We start from the raw sequence: 15,967 nt of genomic DNA, 5'->3' as shown, positions 1-15,967 counted from the left end.
CTGGGTGACGGGCCGCGGACACGATCCGCGCCGAACAAAACGGACGTTAACGCTCTTTATCATCACAGTCAATTTTTTTAACATCGATTAACATGGATGGCTCACACAGCCGTACAATCGGCGACCGGAGGGAACACCATGCATACAAGCAATCGCCGTCCCGTTCTGGGATGCATCGCCGACGACTTCACCGGCGCCACCGATCTCGCCAGCACGCTCGTGCGAGGCGGCATGCGCACGATCCAGACGATTGGCGTGCCCGCATCCGCCGTGCTGGGCGAAGTCGACGCGCTCGTCGTCGCGCTCAAGTCGCGCACCATCGACGCGAAAGACGCCATCGCGCAATCGCTTGCCGCGCTCGACTGGCTGCGCGGCCAGGGCTGCCGCCAGTTCTTCTTCAAGTACTGCTCGACCTTCGATTCGACCGATGCGGGCAATATCGGCCCAGTCGCCGAGGCGCTGCTCGATGCGCTCGCGGCGGGCGGCGAAGGCGGCTTCGCAATCGCCTGCCCCGCGTTTCCGGAGAACGGGCGCACGGTGTATCGCGGTCATCTGTTCGTCGGCGATGCGCTGCTCAGCGAATCGGGCATGGAGAACCATCCGCTCACGCCGATGCGCGATCCGAATCTCGTGCGCGTGCTGCAGCGTCAGTCGGCGTCGAAAGTCGGATTGATTGCGAGCGCGACGGTCGCGGCGGGCGCCGATGCCGTGCGCGGCGCGATCGCGAAGCTGCGCGCCGACGGCGTGCGCTTAGCCATCGCCGACGCGCTCACCGACGCCGATCTGCGCACGCTCGGCGAAGCGTGCGCGGACCTGCCGCTCGTCACCGGCGGCTCGGGCGTGGCTATCGGCTTGCCGGAGAATTTCCGTCGCGCGGGACTGATCGAGCCGAACGACAAGGCCGCCGATCTGCCCGCCGTCAGCGGCGCGGCGCTCGTGCTGGCAGGCAGCGCGTCGAAGGCGACCAACGCGCAGGTCGCGGAATGGATCGCGGTGCGCCCGGCGTATCGCGTCGATCCGCGTGCGCTCGCGCGTGGCGAAGGCGTCGTCGATGCCGCGCTCGCATTCATCGACACGCACGCGGCGCAGCCGGTCCTGATTTATGCCACGGCCGCGCCCGGCGAAGTGAGCGAGGTGCAGCGCGAGCTGGGCGTCGCGGCAGCGGGCAAGCTCGTCGAGGATGCGCTCGCCGCCATCGCGCGCGAGGCAAAGACGCGCGGCGTGCGCAAGTTCGTGGTCGCGGGCGGCGAGACCTCGGGCGCGGTGGTGCAGGCGCTCGGCATCGACATGTTGCAGATCGGCCCGCCGATCGATCCGGGCGTGCCCGTGACCGTCGCGCTCGGCGAGACGCCGCTCGTGCTCGCGCTCAAGTCGGGCAATTTCGGCGCACGCGATTTCTTCGCGAAGGCGCTGCGCTACGCGGAAGGAGAACGCTCGTGAACGCCGACGCCACATTGCGCGAGGAAATCTGCACGGTAGGCGCGAGCCTGTACGCGCGCGGCTATACCGTCGGCACTGCGGGCAACATCAGCGCGCGTTGCGACGACGGCTGGCTCATCACGCCGACCGACGCGTGTCTCGGCCGGCTCGATCCTGCCGATATCGCCAAGGTCGATGCGCATGGCGTGCATGTATCGGGCGCGCGGCCATCGAAGACGCTGGAGCTGCATCGCCTGATCTACGCGAACAATGCCGATACGCGCGGCATCGTGCATACGCATTCGACCTCGCTCGTCGCGCTGACGCTCGCGGGCGTGTGGCGCGACGAAGACGTGCTGCCGCCGATCACGCCGTACTACGTGATGAAGGTCGGGCATGTGCCGCTCGTGCGCTACCGGCGTCCGGGCGATCCGCAAGTAGCCGCCGAAATCGCGCGGCGCGCGTCGTCGGTGCGGGCCGTATTGCTCGAGCGGCTCGGGCCGGTGGTGTGGGAACGCAGCGTCTCGCACGCATCGTATGCGCTGGAGGAACTCGAGGAGACCGCGCGTCTGTGGCTCATGACGACGCCGCGTCCCGACGCGCTCGATCACGCTGCCATCGAAGAGTTGTGCGCCACGTTCGGTGTGCGCTGGTAGCCGATTTTCCGGCGGCGGACGCGCGTTGCTGTGGCATGGAATGAACCTTGACTACGGGAACGTCCATGACAACTCGCGCCTCGCGTTTCGAATCGACCTACGAACAGGTGTCCGACGACGAAGCCGAAACCACGGCGAAGCTCGCTGAGACGATGCGGCATTACCGAACCGGCTTATCGGAGGACGGCGTGCAGTCGTAAGGGCGCGCGGCATTGCGATTGCTGTTTGAACGCATCGCCGTCACGGAGCCCATCATGAAATCGCTCGTCACCACCGTCCTTGCCGTGAGCCTTGCCGCGCTCGCGCCGCCGGGCCTCGCACAGGAAAACGCCAGCCGCACCGACCGGCATGGAGGCGCGCGGCTGCAGCTCGTCGCGGCCTTCGAACATCAAGTCACCGGCGTCACCGTGACGCCCGATGGCCGCACCTTCGTCAACTTCCCGCGCTGGACGGAGGACGCGCCGATCTCGGTGGCGGAACTCGGCAGCACGGGCGATCTCCGGCCGTATCCCGATGCCGACTGGAATAGCTGGCGCAACTCGCGCCGCGATGAAATAACGCCGCAGGATCATTGGGTCTGCGTGCAATCGGTCGTCGCGGATACGCGCGGCAACCTCTGGGTCATCGATCCGGGCGCGCCCGCGCAATCGCTCGTCGTGCCTGGCGCGCCGAAGCTCGTGCAGATCGATCTGGCGTCGAACCGCGTGGCGCATGTCTATGCGTTCGACGAAACCATCGCGCCGCAAGGCAGCTATCTCAACGATGTGCGCATCAGTCCCGATGGCCGCTTCGTCTACATCACCGATTCCGGCGTGCGCGGCGCGATCGTCGTGGTCGATACGGCTTCCGGCGCGGCGCGCCGCGTGCTCGACGGCGATCCGAGCACACAGGCCGACAAGAACGTGACCGTCAAGGTCGACGGCAAGCCGCTGCAGCAAACGGACGGGCGGCGCGTGAGCTTTTCTGCGGACGGCATCGCGCTCACGCCCGATGGACGCTATCTGTACTGGCAGGCGGTGAAGGGCAAGACGCTTTATCGCGTCCCGACCGATGCGCTGCAAAACACGCAGTTGAGCGCGCAACAGGTCGCGTCGCGCGTCGAGACGGTCGGCATCGACGGACCCGCGGACGGCCTATGGTTCGATGCGCGCGGCCGGCTCTATGTGTCGTCGGTGGAAGATCACGCGATCCGCGTGCGCGACGGCGAGCGCTTCAGCACACTCGTGCGCGACAAGCGCCTCGTATGGCCCGACACGTTCTCGCAAGGCGCCGACGGCACGCTCTACGTGACCGACTCGCGCATCCCCGACATGAGCTGGTTCGACCCGCAAAGTCCCATCGCGCTGCCGACACGGCTCTACGCGACCAGGCCGCGCTAGCGCCTGATGGATCGCACATCGAACGTCTAAACAAAAGGAGCCCAACGTGGAACTAGCGACCTTCCCCGCCATTACGTCGATGATCCGCATGGATCACACGCATGTGATGGCCGCCTTTCATCGCTATCACGCGCAGACGCCGTGGTGGAGAAAGCGCGCCATCGTCGAGCTTGCATGCACCGCGCTCGAGATACACGCGCAACTCGAAGAAGAGATCTTCTATCCCGCGCTCAGCGAGGCGATGGCCGGAGACGAGCGCTTCACGAAGAGCAAGCCCGAGCACGACAAGATGCGCGAGGACATCGCGACACTGCGTTCGATGGGCCCGGAAGACGCCGCCTACGACGCGCTCTTCATGCAGTTGATGCGCGAAGTGATGCATCACGTCGCCGATGAAGAGACGGTTTTGCTGCCGACGGCCGAACGCGCGCTCGCATCGCAGTTGTCCGACCTCGGCATGCGCATGACGAAGCGCCGCATGCAGCTCGTCGCGCAGAACCGGCCCGGCGCGATTGCCGCGAATACGGCGGGCACGTTTCCGCTTGCATCGTTCGCATTGATGTCGATCGGCGCGCTCGCGCTCGCGCACTGTCTGCGGCCCGCTTTCGCGCGCCGCGGATATCGCGCCTGAAGAACGTCACGCCGCCCGCGTTTTGCGCGGCGTGCCGTTCACCTCGACGATAAGCACCGGAATCGACTTCGCGCCGGGCACCTTGCTTTCCTTGGCGTAGTGCCATAGCGGCAGCAGCGGATTGCACTCGGGGTAATAGCCCGCGATACATCCTTCGGGTATGTCGTACGGATGAATGCGCAGGCCGCCGACGCGCCGCTCGAAACCGTCGTCGGCGATGGTTCGCAATACGATGCGGTCGTCCTTCGCGAGACCGTGGCGCGCCATATCGGCCTCGCACATGAAGATCACCATGCGATCGCCGCTGATGCCGCGAAAGCGGTCGTCGAGACTATAGATCGTCGTGTTGAACTGGCTGTCGCTGCGCAAGGTCATGAGGCGCAGCGCATCCGGTTCGCGCTCCGGCATGTCCGGATCTTCCTCCAGCATTTCCGGCACGAAGAACTCCGCCTTGCCGCTCTTCGTCTGCCACTTGCGTTCGCGCGCGGGCAGATTGCGCGGAAAGCCGCCGGGCGTCCACATTCTCTCGTTGAATGCGTGGAAGGTCTCGGGATACGTCTTCGCGATCTCGTCGCGCACCAGCGCATAGTCGTTGCGCCAGCGGTCCCAGTCGACCGTCGAACGATCGCCGAGCGTGTGCTTCGCCAGTTCCGCGACGATATACGGCTCCGAGCGCGCATCCGCCGATGCAGGTTCGGCCACGCCGCGCGAGCCGTGGATGCAGCCGGTGCTGTCTTCCATCGACACCGCCTGCGCCCCGCTCGCCTGCGTATCGACTTCGATGCGGCTCAGGCACGGCAGAATGTACGACTTCTCGCCGTGCACGAGATGACTGCGATTGAGCTTCGTCGCCACGTTGACCGTGAGCTTGAGATTGCGCCACGCAGGTTCGATGCGCATGCGGTCCGGCACCGAGCGCACGAGATTGCCGCCCAGGTTGATGACCGCGCTGACCTTGCCGTCGAGCATCGCCTCGAAGGTCTCGACGATGTTCATCCCTTTCTTGCGCGGCGGCTCGAAGCCGAACTGGCTCGCGAGCTTGTCGAGCGGCGCGAGCTCCGGCTTCTCGGTGATGCCGACGGTGCGCTGCCCCTGCACGTTCGAATGCCCGCGCACCGGCGACGGCCCCGCGCCCGGCTTGCCGATGTTGCCGCGCAGAAACAGCAGATTGCAGATCATGCGTACGTTCTGCACGCCCAGTCTGTGCTGCGTGATGCCCATGCCGTAGTGCGTCATCACGGCGTTCGCGCGCATATATTCGGCGGCGGCGGCTTCGAGATCGGCGCGCGGCAAACCCGCGATACGTTCGATATCGCCCCACGATGCCGCACGCGCATAGTCCGCGAAGGCATCGAAACCCACGGTATGCGTGTCGATGAACTCGACATCGAGCACGCGCGGCTCGCCGCGTTCCTTTGCGCGATCGTCGGCTTCGATGACGCTCTTGCAGATGCCGAGCAACGCGGCCGTATCGCCGCCCGTCTTCACCTGATGATATTGCGTGCTGATAATCGTATGCGCGGGCGTCAACATTTCGACCGGCGATTGCGGATTGGCGAACTTGACGAGGCCCGGCTCGCGCAGCGGATTGAACGTGATGATCGGCACGCCGCGCTTTCTTGCGTCCTGCAACTGATGCAACATGCGCGGGCTGTTCGTGCCGACGTTCTGCCCGAAGAAGAACATGAGGTCGGTCTTCTCGAAGTCGTCGAGCGTGACGGTGCCGACGCCCGCGCCGATGGCTTCCTTCAGCCCGACGCTCGTGCTTTCGTGACACATGTTGGAGCTGTCGGGCAGATTGTTCGTGCCGTACATGCGCGCGAAAAGCTGGTACATGTACGACGTTTCCAGCGATGCACGCCCCGATGCGTAGAACGACACGCGATCCGGTTCGAGCGCGCGCAACTCGCGTCCGATATCTTCGAATGCTTCTTCCCATGACACGCTGACATACTTGTCGCTAGCGGCGTCGTAGCGCAACGGCGCGGTGAGACGTCCCGCGTCCTCGAGATCGTGATCGTGCCACGCGCATAGCTCCGTGACCGTGTGGAGCTCGAAGAAGCGCGGCGTCATGCGTTTGGCGGTCAAATCCCATGCGGTTGCTTTCGCACCGCTCTCGCAGAACTCGAAGGTATGCGGGTCGGCGGGCTTCGCCCACGAGCAGCTCACGCACGCGAAGCCTTCGGGCTTGTTCTGCTTAAGCAAAACGGTGCTCGTCTTGAGCGGCACCTTCTCGTGGACGAGCGCGCCGGTGACGGCCTTGAGCGAGCCCCATCCCCCCGACGAATACGGGTATGCATCTGATTCGGCCATGTCTTTGCCTCGCATGTGTTTGCCTTCGACGGGAGCAATCTATGTACCCTTTCAGATGGTTTTCGCCGCGCGTCGCGGCGCGCGGCATAGCGATTGCTGCTGGGGCCGTACACGTCTGGTTTCTGTCCAACATGCAAAGCGCACTGAATCCGGCAGGTATACAGGCGAGCCGCATCCTCGACCTTTGGCATTTGACGCTGGCTGTCTGCTGCGTGGTCTTCGCGGCGATCCTGCTCGCGTGTCTCATCGCGATGATCCGCACGCCGCGCGCCAATCGCGCGACGCCCGCCGATCTGTCCGTCGCGGGACGGCGCGAGCCGCGCGTGCGCTTCTGGGTCGCGGCCGCAACGGGCGTATCGACGCTTCTGCTCGTCGGTCTCCTTCTGGCCGACGTCCTCACCGATCGTGCGCTCTCACGCCTGCCCGTCGATCAGGCATTGCGCATCGACATGACGGGCTATCAGTGGTGGTGGCAAGCGCGTTATCTCGCCGATGGCGACACGCCCGGCTTCACGCTCGCCAACGAACTGCACGTGCCGGTAGGACGCCCGGTCGTGGTGTCGCTGAAAGCCGCCGATGTCATCCACACGTTCTGGGTGCCGAACCTTCACGGCAAGAAAGACATGATTCCGGGCCGCGACGCGACCATCGAATTTCGCGCGGACAAGGCGGGCGTATATCGCGGGCAATGCGCCGAATTCTGCGGCTACGAACATGCGTTGATGGCGTTTCAGGTCGTCGCCGATCCGCCCGCGCAATACGAAGCATGGGCCGCGCGTCAGCGCACGCCGTCCGCCGCGCCATCGGAGGACATCGCCATGCGCGGCCGCGATGTGTTCATGGGTCAGGACTGCGCGCGCTGTCATACCGTGCGCGGCACCGATGCGCACGGCACGATCGGCCCCGATCTCACGCATGTCGCGAGCAGGCAGTTCATCGCCGCCGGCACGCTCGCGAACAATCGCGGCAATCTCGCGGGATGGATCGTCGATCCGCGCACGCTCAAGCCCGGCACCGCGATGCCGCCGACGCGCCTGGCGCCCGACGATCTGCAGGCGCTGCTAACGTGGATGGAGACGCTTGAATGAGCGATGAGCCGCTGACAGACGGTCCGCACGCATCGGCCGCCGTGCGCGACGCGCTCGCGAAAACCTGGAGCGATCCGCCGGGGTTCATCGGCATGTTGAGCGCGGTCAATCACAAGACGATAGCGCGCCGCTTCATCGTGACGACGTTCGCGTTCTTCGTGCTCGCGGGCCTGCTCGCGCTCGCAATGCGTGTGCAACTCGCGCGGCCGGATCAGCGCCTGATCGGCCCGAACCTCTACAACGAACTCTTCACGATGCACGGCACGACGATGATGTTCCTCTTCGCCGTCCCCGTGATGCAGGCAGTGGCCGCGTATCTCGTGCCGTTGATGATCGGCGCGCGCAGCGTCGCGTTCGCGCGCATGAACGCGTATGCGTACTGGGTCTTTCTCTTCGGCGGGCTGCTGCTGTTCGCATCGCTTGCCGTGAACACCGCGCCGAACGCGGGCTGGTTCAGCTACGTGCCGCTCGCCGGTCCCGACTACACGCCCAACAAGGGCGCCGACATCTGGGCGCAGATGATCACCTTCACCGAGCTGTCGGGTCTGCTCGAAGCCGTCGTCCTTATCACGACGATCTTCAAGCTGCGCGCGCCCGGCATGTCGCTCAACCGCATGCCGCTCTTCGTGTGGGCCACGCTCGTCACGCAGTTCATGGTGATCTTCGCGATGCCCTCGATCATGCTGTGCAGCACGGCGTTGATCCTCGACCGCCTCGTCGGCACGCATTTCTATAACCCGGCCAAGGGCGGCGACGTCCTGCTGTGGCAACACCTCTTCTGGTTCTTCGGCCATCCCGAGGTCTATCTGATCTTCATTCCGCCGCTCGGCTTCATTTCGTCGATCATTCCAACCTTCGCGCGCCGCCCGGTATTCGGCTATACCGCGATGGTGCTGTCGCTCATCGCCACGGCGTTCCTGTCGTTCGGGCTATGGGTGCATCATATGTTCGCGACGAATATTCCCGAACTCGGCAAGAGCTTCTTCACGGCGGCGAGCCTGATGATCGCGATTCCATCGGCGATACAGATCTTCTGCTGGATTGGCACGATGTGGACCGGCAAGCTCAATCTGCGCGTACCCTTGTTGTTCATCCTCGCGTTCTTCTTCATTCTCGTAATGGGCGGCATGACGGGCATCATGGTCGCATCGGTGCCGCTCGATCTGCAGGTTCACGACACGTACTTCGTGGTCGCGCATCTGCATTACGTGCTGCTGGGCGGCGGCGTGTTTCCGCTCTTCGGCGCGTTTTTCTACTGGTTTCCGAAGTTCGCCGGCCGCATGCTCGACGAGCGTCTCGGCAAGTGGCAGTTCTGGCTGTTCTTCATCGGCTTCAACGTCACCTTCTTTCCGATGCATCTGCTCGGTCTCGAAGGCATGCCGCGCCGCGTGTGGACGTATCCGCACGCGATGGGCTGGGACGGCATGAATCTCACGGCGACGATCGGCGCGTTCGTGGTCGCGCTGAGCGTGCTGCTTTTCATCGTCAATGTCGTGAAGAGCCTGCGCAGCGAAGAGCGCGCCGCCGCCGATCCGTGGGGCGCGGGCACGCTCGAATGGAGCGCGCCGTCGCCGCCGCCGCCGCACAATTTCGATGCGATTCCGGTCGTGCATGGCCGCGATCCGCTATGGGAGCCTTCCGCGCAGCCGGCTTTCGTCGCGGGTCTCGCCGCCGATGCGCGCGAAGTGCTCGTGACGAGCGTGCTCGATGCGCGGCCCGATCATCGGCCGATGTTTCCGACGCCGTCCCTCTGGCCGTTTGCAAGCGCCGTCGCGACGACGATTCTCTTCATCGGCTCGATCTATACGCCGTGGGCGATCGTGTGGGCGTCGCTGCCCGTCGCCGTGGCGATGATCGGCTGGTTCTGGCCGAGTCGCCGCGAGAACCAGCTCGCGGTTGCGCGGGAGCGCCGGCCATGAGCGCCGGTACGCCGCGCCGCGACGCACACGATACCGATCCGTTCGCGCTCGACGTGCGCGCACTGCCCACCTACGCGTTCGGTCATCGCAGCGTGATGTGGTGGAGCACGATGGGCCTGATGCTGATCGAAGGCACGGTGTTCGCCATCGCGGTGATGATGGTGTTCTATCTGCGCGCACGCGCGCCCGCCTGGCCGATGGCCGCCGATCCGCCGCGCCTTCTCTGGGGCACGCTCAATACGATCGTCCTGCTCGTCAGCTTGTGGCCGAACCAGTTGGCCAAGAACGCGGCCGAGCGCGGCGATCGCAGGAAGGCGGCGCTCTGGCTCACGATCTGTCTCTTCGCATCCGTCGTCTTCCTCGTGTTTCGAGGGCTCGAATTCGCCGCGCTGAACGTCAGTTGGTACACGAATGCGTACGGCTCCGTCGTGTGGCTGCTGCTCGGCCTGCACACGACGCACCTCATCACCGATACCGTCGATACCGCCGTGCTTGCCGTGCTGCTCTTCACCGGGCCGTTCGAGAGCAAGCGGCTCGTCGATGTCAGCGAGAACGCGATCTACTGGTACTTCGTCGTGTTGAGCTGGCTGCCGATTTACGGCGTCATCTATTGGGCATCGCGATATTGAACCGAACATGAAAACCTGGCTCGCGCCGCTATGCGCGCTCGTCATCTGCGCCGATGCGCATGCACACGCCGTCACGGCGGACGCATCGCCGCTCGCGTGGACATTCGAACCATGGGTCGTCGCCGCGCTCGCGGTGAGCCTCGCGCTCTATGTCGCTGGCTACGCGCGGCTACGTTCGCGCGGCGCTCAAGGCCGTGCGCGACGCACGGCGCGGCTCGCGGCGTTCGTTGCGGGCTGGCTCGTGCTCGTCGTCGCGCTGGTCTCGCCGCTTCATGCGTTGAGCGAATGGCTCTTCTCCGCGCACATGTTGCAGCACGAGATGCTGATGCTGATGGCCGCGCCGCTGCTGGTGATCGGCCGGCCGCTCGCCGTGTGGCTCTGGGCGTTCCCGACGAACATGCGCTTGCGCATCGGCGCGGGCACGCGTTCGCGCTGGATCAGGATGCCGTGGCGCTTTCTGACCTTGCCGCTCGTCGCGTGGACGCTGCACGCCGCCGCGCTCTGGTGCTGGCATGCGCCGCGCTTCTTCGAGGCGGCGCTCGCGCGTCCGGGCATCCACACGCTGCAACACGCGAGCTTTCTCGCAAGCGCGCTGCTGTTCTGGTGGACGGTGTTCGGACGCGGACCCGACGCGCAAGGCGTATCGAGCGGGCACGCGATGCTCTCGCTCTTCACGACGATGGTCCACACTGGCGCGCTCGGCGCGCTGCTCACGCTCGCGCCGGGCGTCTGGTATCCGTCGTGCATCGAAACGACGCGCGCGCTCGGCTTCGATCCGCTGCAGGATCAGCAACTCGGCGGGCTGGTGATGTGGGTGCCAGGCGGACTCGCGTATCTGATCGGCGGGCTGCTCGTCGGCGCGCGCTGGCTGATGCGCCGTGCGACGCCGCATGTCGATGTCGGCATGACGCGCGAGGGATGAATCATGCGCGCTTCCGGCCTCGCATTCGTCGCACTTGTTACGCTTGTGGCGCTCGTCACGCTGACGGCCTGCACCGGCAAGCCGCCTTCCTCCGATGCGATCACCGGCGGCAATCCGCGACACGGCCTCGAAGCGATTCAGCGCTACGGCTGCGGCGCGTGTCATCGGATCGACGGCGTGCCGGGCGCATACGGCACCGTTGGACCGACGCTTCAGAAGATCGGAGAACGCGCGTATATCGCTGGAAAACTGCCGAATTCGCCCGAAAACCTGCAGCAATGGATTCGCTTCCCGCAACGTGTCGTGCCCGGAAACGCGATGCCCGATCTCGCAGTGAGCGAACTCGACGCACGCAATATCGCCGCTTACCTCTACCATCAATGAACCCGCTCTCGCGCCTCGTTCTTTGTCTGCTGCTATGGCCCTTCGCGGTCATGGCCGATGACGCCGCGCCGTCCGCGCAACTGATCGCGCGTGGCGCATACCTCGCGAAAGCCGCCGACTGCGCGGGTTGCCACACCGCGCCTTCGAACGGCGCGCCGTACGCGGGCGGACTGGAGATGACATCGCCGTTCGGGACGATCGTGAGCAGCAACATCACGCCGGATCGCGAGACGGGCATCGGCGCGTATAGCTACGAGGACTTCGCGAAGGGATTGCGTGAAGGCGTCGGACGCGGCGGAAAGGGGCTTTATCCGGCGATGCCGTATCCGGCCTTCGTCAAGATCACCGATGACGACATGCGCGCGCTCTACGCTTACATGATGCACGGCGTGCCGCCGGTGAAGCATCGCCCGCCCGAAACGAAGGTGCCCTTTCCATTCGATCAGCGCTGGGCGTTGCGCATCTGGCGCGCCGTGTTCGCGCCGAAGGACCGTTTCGGGCCGGATCCGAGCCGCGATGCGAACTGGAACCGCGGCGCGTATCTCGTGCAATCGCTCGGGCATTGCGGCGCTTGCCATACGCCGCGCGGCATCGCATATCAAGAGCGCGGCTACGATGAATCGTCGAAGGCGTTTCTATCCGGCGGCATCAACGACAACTGGTACGCGCCGAACTTGCGCGCGGACTCCGGCTCGGGGCTCGGACGCATCGCGCACGACGACATCGCCGCGTTCCTCAAAACGGGACACGGCGCGGGCATGGTCGCATACGGCAGCATGGTCGAAACGATCGAGGACAGCACGCAGTATCTCAGCGACGACGATCTGCGCTCGATTGCCGTCTATCTGAAGACGCTGCCCGCGACCGGCGCCGCCGATGGCGTCTTCGATGCATCGCTCGCGCCATCGGGACGCCTGAAAACGCGCGCGCCCGACGTTGCGCCCGAACAAGGCGCGGCGGTCTATGCGGGCTTTTGCACGCAGTGTCATCGAAACGATGGCAAGGGCGTACCCAATGCGTTCCCCGCGCTCGCCGCGAATCCTTCGGTCATCAGCGAGGACACGACATCGCTGATACGGCTCGTCGTCGAAGGCGGCAACAGCCCCGCGACGATGCACGGCCCGCCGCGCCAGCCGATGCCGCCGTTCGCCGGACGCCTCACCGATGCGCAGATCGCGCAAGTGCTGACCTACGTGCGCGGGTCGTGGGGCAACGATGCGCGTCCCGTCACCACGAACGATGTCGCATCGTTGCGCGCCACCATCCACAAGTAGCGCGCGTGCTTCACTTGTTGGTTGGCTCGCCCGGATCTTCGACGCCCTTCTCGATGTTGTCTTTCTGATCGCCGTAATCCTTGCGATTCGCGCCGTTGGTGATCTCGACATCGCCCTTCAACTTGCGATCTTCGTTGCCGGTGACGGTGCCGATAGCCGTATCGGTCCAGCCCTTGATCTGCTCCTTGATGCCTTCCTTCTGATCCTTGTTCATCGTGAACTCCGTTCAAGTTTGCGACGGCACTTCCAGCGGCAGCGACCGTTTGTGCTGCGTCGCCGTATGAAAGCGTTTGATCGTGACGAGCACTTCCTCGCTCACCGGCTGTCCTTCGAGAAAGTTGTCGATATCCTCGTAGGTGATGCCATAACTTTCTTCATCGGGACGCTGCGGCGTGAGCGTCTCGAGGTCGGCGGTCGGCACTTTCATTACGAGCGATTCCGGTGCGCCCATCGACCGTGCGAGCGCGCGCACGCGGCGCTTCGTGAGCCCCGACAGCGGCAGCACGTCCGCGCCGCCATCGCCGAACTTCGTGAAGAAGCCCATCAGCGATTCCGCCGCATGATCGGTGCCGATGACGACACCGCGCCGCGCCCCGGCAATCGCGTACTGCGCGATCATGCGCTCGCGCGCCTTGATGTTGCCCAGCACGAAGTCTTCCTGAAAGTCATCGACGTATTGCGCGCCGCCCTGCTTCAACGCCGCGAGCATATGATCCGACGCGTCCTTGACGTTGACGGTGAGCGTCTCGTCGGGCTGCACGAAGCGCAGTGCGGCTTGCGCGTCGTCTTCATCGCGTTGAACGCCGTACGGCAATCTGACCGCGACGAAATGCGCCTCGTAGCCGCGCGCGCGCAAACGCTCGACGCTCAACTGTGCGAGCCGCCCGGCGGTCGATGAATCCACGCCGCCGCTGATGCCGAGCACGTAGGTCTTGAGACCCTGCGTAGAAAGATAGTCGGAGAGAAACGAGACGCGCCGTTCGAGCTCGACGTCGGCATCGAATGTCGGGCCCACGCCGAGTTCGCGGATGATCCGTTGCTGCCACTCCTGCCATTCGTGCTTGCTGTCGTTCATGCCTGGCTCCTTCGCTGTCGATTACCGTTGCGAGCGTCCGTTGAAATAATGTTCGATGCGCGATAACGCGTACAACGCGGCTTCGCGGCGCACGTCGTTGCGTTCGCCTTCGAAGCGCCGGGTTTCGCTGAAGGTCTGGATGCGGCCATCGCGCGACTTGAACGACCATGCGAAACATTGCGTGCCGGGCGGCGGTCCGCCCTCAGGAGGCGCATCGGCGACGCCTGTGTTCGATACGGCGACGTCGGCGCAGCATGCTTCCTGCGCGAGCGCGCCTTCGGACATCTCGCGCGCGACGGCTTCGCTCGTCAACCCAAATTGCTTCATCGTGTCTTCGCGCACGCCTAAGAAGCCTGCTTTGCCGGTTGGCGAATAGGTGACGAAGCCGACATCGAGACAGCTTCCGCTGCCCGGCACCGAGCTGATGAGCGAAGCGATGTAGCCGGCGGTGCAGGATTCGGCCGTCGCGAGCATGAGGCCACGCGAACTGAGAAACGACACGACTTGTCTGGGGATGTCCAATCTCGCGTCTCCTTCGGTATTCGTCAGCGTGTCGTGCGTGAGCGGAGCAATGCGGCCATTGCGAAGCCCGCGCCGAGCGCGACGTAGGTCATCGCGAGCGAGCGGGTCGACAGGTGCGCTTCGAAGCCCGGCGTGACGCGTTTGGGCACCGCATGATAGTCGACGACATACGCGATAAGCGCGGTTGTCGCGGCTGCCGTGACGATCTTCGCGGGGCGGGGGCGCTTCGCGCATAGCGCTTCGAACAATACTCCCCAGAAGACGGCGCTTCCCATGTGGATCGTTGCGCCGGTTGCGGTGTATCGCAGGCTTGGTTCTTCGTGGCGCTTTGCGTGGGGCCACAGGCAGTGGGATACGGCGTTGATCGCGGCGAATGGTTTGTGGCCCTCGCGAGTGGCGGCGGCCGATGCCGCGCAGGCGGAGGCCAGGCCGGCGGCGGCGCCGGTATATAGGGCGTTCTGAATGAGTTTCGTGGGGTGGGGTTGCATTGTCGCTTTGCCGTCGTTGGGGGCGCATCGGGGTTTGGTTCTTTTTGACAGCAACCGGTGTTCCTTCTTTCTTTCTGTAATCCGGGCTTTTGTGGGTTTTTAGGTTTTGCCCCTGTGCGGGGCGGCGGTCGCTTCCTTTGCTGCTGCAATGACGGCAGCTTTTAGTGCTCTCGTTCCTCCGTGGCACTCGCCTTTTGGCTTCATTCGTGTTCCTTTCTTCTTTCATTAAAACCTGTTTTGTCGTCGGCCTATAAGCTCTGCCCCTGTGCGGGGCGGCAGTCACTTTCTTTGCTGCTGCAAAGAAAGTAACCAAAGAAAGCAGCTTTTCAGGCCCGCGGTCACACGCACGTTGGGTAGTACTCTCGTCCCAGGCGGCACTCGCCTAAGTGTCGCCCTCATAGGCCCAACCGGGCTTGGATCGCGCACGATCCGTCGCATCGCGCCGCGTGGCCCGTCGGTTCAGCACTAGATTGCTCCGGCCCGCTACGCGGCCGAGGGATTGATCGGGTGCGCGAACACGCACAACCACGAGCACAGCACAGCACAAGCACAGGCACGAGCACAAGCGTCAGCGGTAGCGCGTGCGCGTGCACGTGCACGCGCACATGCGCTCCGTTGATTTCCCGTGCATACCCGACGGCAGCGCGTAGCGCTGTGCCGATGCCATTTGGTGCTGGGCCAGCGTCCTTGAACTAATGGTTAGTCAGACCGTGCGCGATCCAAGCCCGGTGATTGTGATGAGGGCACTCTTTAGGCGAGTGCCACCTCGGACGAGAGAACTACCCAAACTGCGTATGACCGCGGGCTTGAAAAGCTGCTTTCTTTGGTTACTTTCTTTGCAGCAGCAAAGAAAGTGACTGCCGCCCCGCACAGGGGCAGTGCTAATAGACCGTCACGAAAACGGGATCACCAAAAATCAAAAAAACCCAGAACCATGGGCATACGCGTTGCTGAGAATTATTCAGGCCGATGTCCCTGGACCAAAAAAACTCCAGGCCAGCGGCCAAAAAAACGCCCGCGGCTTCCGCCGCAACCACGCCAGTGCAGCGCCACAAGCACTGAGACTCGCAGCAACACGACCGTAAGCGACGTTAGAAAACGCCCTCTTGGCCGCTGCGAGCAAAAAAACATTCAACCTCGATGATTCGCGCCCAGCCCGCGAAGGGCTCGACGCGACTACAAAGGAGTCGATCAAATGTTCGTGCATAACAAACGTCTGCAATACACCGTCCGTGTCGCCGCTCCGAATCCGGGTCTCGCCAATCTTC

At 64.3% G+C, this 15,967-nt stretch carries 18 protein-coding genes; 13 read left to right on the top strand and 5 right to left on the bottom strand.

Annotation, left to right across the window (positions count from 1 at the left end; translation table 11 throughout):
• Positions 1-138 precede the first annotated feature (138 nt).
• The 5 genes from otnK (at position 139) to AWB77_RS29565 (ending at position 4,085) form a co-directional block, all read left to right on the top strand.
• Complete coding sequence (gene otnK, locus AWB77_RS29580; RefSeq protein WP_061138037.1) at positions 139-1,440, top strand: 3-oxo-tetronate kinase; 1,302 nt, start codon at positions 139-141, stop codon at positions 1,438-1,440.
• Positions 1,437-2,075 (top strand): 3-oxo-tetronate 4-phosphate decarboxylase, encoded by a 639-nt coding sequence (gene otnC, locus AWB77_RS29575; protein WP_061138036.1) that lies wholly within the window; start codon positions 1,437-1,439, stop codon positions 2,073-2,075. Before otnK ends, otnC begins: the two co-directional genes overlap by 4 nt.
• 65 nt (positions 2,076-2,140) lie before the next feature.
• Positions 2,141-2,275 (top strand): hypothetical protein, encoded by a 135-nt coding sequence (locus AWB77_RS37250; RefSeq protein ID WP_279616198.1) that lies wholly within the window; start codon positions 2,141-2,143, stop codon positions 2,273-2,275.
• Positions 2,276-2,329: 54 nt separating this feature from the next.
• Positions 2,330-3,454 (top strand): L-dopachrome tautomerase-related protein, encoded by a 1,125-nt coding sequence (locus tag AWB77_RS29570; RefSeq protein WP_061138104.1) that lies wholly within the window; start codon positions 2,330-2,332, stop codon positions 3,452-3,454.
• Between the two features lie 79 nt (positions 3,455-3,533).
• Positions 3,534-4,085, top strand: coding sequence for a hemerythrin domain-containing protein (locus AWB77_RS29565; RefSeq protein ID WP_074168989.1), 552 nt, complete (start codon positions 3,534-3,536; stop codon positions 4,083-4,085).
• Between the two features lie 6 nt (positions 4,086-4,091).
• On the opposite strand, the gene AWB77_RS29560 is transcribed toward AWB77_RS29565, so the two are convergent.
• A complete protein-coding gene (locus AWB77_RS29560; protein ID WP_082852778.1) occupies positions 4,092-6,398 on the bottom strand; it encodes an FdhF/YdeP family oxidoreductase in 2,307 nt (768 codons plus the stop codon).
• 131 nt (positions 6,399-6,529) lie between these two features.
• On the opposite strand from AWB77_RS29560, the gene coxB reads away from it, so the two are divergent.
• The 6 genes from coxB to AWB77_RS29530 are packed head-to-tail and all read left to right on the top strand — an operon-like array spanning position 6,530 to position 12,614.
• Positions 6,530-7,486: a cytochrome c oxidase subunit II gene (gene coxB, locus AWB77_RS29555; protein ID WP_061138102.1), complete on the top strand. Its 957-nt coding sequence runs from the start codon at positions 6,530-6,532 to the stop codon at positions 7,484-7,486.
• Entirely contained in the window at positions 7,483-9,405 is a 1,923-nt protein-coding gene (gene ctaD, locus AWB77_RS29550; protein ID WP_061138034.1) for a cytochrome c oxidase subunit I, read from the top strand. The genes coxB and ctaD overlap by 4 nt, the downstream gene beginning before the upstream one ends.
• Positions 9,402-10,034, top strand: coding sequence for a cytochrome c oxidase subunit 3 (locus AWB77_RS29545; RefSeq protein ID WP_061138033.1), 633 nt, complete (start codon positions 9,402-9,404; stop codon positions 10,032-10,034). The genes ctaD and AWB77_RS29545 overlap by 4 nt, the downstream gene beginning before the upstream one ends.
• Positions 10,035-10,041: 7 nt before the next feature.
• Positions 10,042-10,956: a cytochrome c oxidase assembly protein gene (locus tag AWB77_RS29540; protein WP_061138032.1), complete on the top strand. Its 915-nt coding sequence runs from the start codon at positions 10,042-10,044 to the stop codon at positions 10,954-10,956.
• 3 nt (positions 10,957-10,959) lie between these two features.
• Positions 10,960-11,340 (top strand): c-type cytochrome, encoded by a 381-nt coding sequence (locus AWB77_RS29535; RefSeq protein ID WP_061138031.1) that lies wholly within the window; start codon positions 10,960-10,962, stop codon positions 11,338-11,340.
• Positions 11,341-11,390: 50 nt separating this feature from the next.
• On the top strand, positions 11,391-12,614 hold the full coding sequence (locus AWB77_RS29530; protein ID WP_244158694.1) for a cytochrome c: 1,224 nt from the start codon (positions 11,391-11,393) through the stop codon (positions 12,612-12,614).
• A gap of 10 nt (positions 12,615-12,624) precedes the next feature.
• Here the strand turns inward: AWB77_RS29530 and AWB77_RS29525 are convergent, their stop codons facing one another.
• Genes AWB77_RS29525 through AWB77_RS37360 form a run of 4 tightly spaced genes read right to left on the bottom strand, consistent with a single transcriptional unit; the run spans position 12,625 to position 14,486 of the window.
• Entirely contained in the window at positions 12,625-12,828 is a 204-nt protein-coding gene (locus tag AWB77_RS29525) for a CsbD family protein (RefSeq protein ID WP_061138029.1), read from the bottom strand.
• A gap of 12 nt (positions 12,829-12,840) precedes the next feature.
• Positions 12,841-13,689, bottom strand: a complete 849-nt coding sequence (gene nadE / locus AWB77_RS29520; RefSeq protein WP_061138028.1) for an NAD(+) synthase — start codon at positions 13,687-13,689, stop codon at positions 12,841-12,843.
• 21 nt (positions 13,690-13,710) lie between these two features.
• Positions 13,711-14,211 (bottom strand): CinA family protein, encoded by a 501-nt coding sequence (locus tag AWB77_RS29515; protein WP_061138027.1) that lies wholly within the window; start codon positions 14,209-14,211, stop codon positions 13,711-13,713.
• 23 nt (positions 14,212-14,234) lie between these two features.
• Complete coding sequence (locus tag AWB77_RS37360) at positions 14,235-14,486, bottom strand: hypothetical protein (RefSeq protein WP_341845015.1); 252 nt, start codon at positions 14,484-14,486, stop codon at positions 14,235-14,237.
• Here AWB77_RS37360 and AWB77_RS37355 point away from each other — a divergent pair.
• Positions 14,485-14,673: a hypothetical protein gene (locus AWB77_RS37355; protein ID WP_341845014.1), complete on the top strand. Its 189-nt coding sequence runs from the start codon at positions 14,485-14,487 to the stop codon at positions 14,671-14,673. The genes AWB77_RS37360 and AWB77_RS37355 overlap by 2 nt on opposite strands.
• Before the next feature lie 1,221 nt (positions 14,674-15,894).
• Positions 15,895-15,967, top strand: a 73-nt coding sequence (locus AWB77_RS36190; protein WP_208601583.1) for a manganese catalase family protein, incomplete at its 3' end; no start/stop codon positions are given.

Source organism: Caballeronia fortuita (genome assembly GCF_001544835.2).
GTDB classification, from domain to species: Bacteria; Pseudomonadota; Gammaproteobacteria; order Burkholderiales; family Burkholderiaceae; genus Caballeronia; species Caballeronia fortuita.
This window is presented reverse-complemented; position numbering and strand designations above follow the sequence as displayed.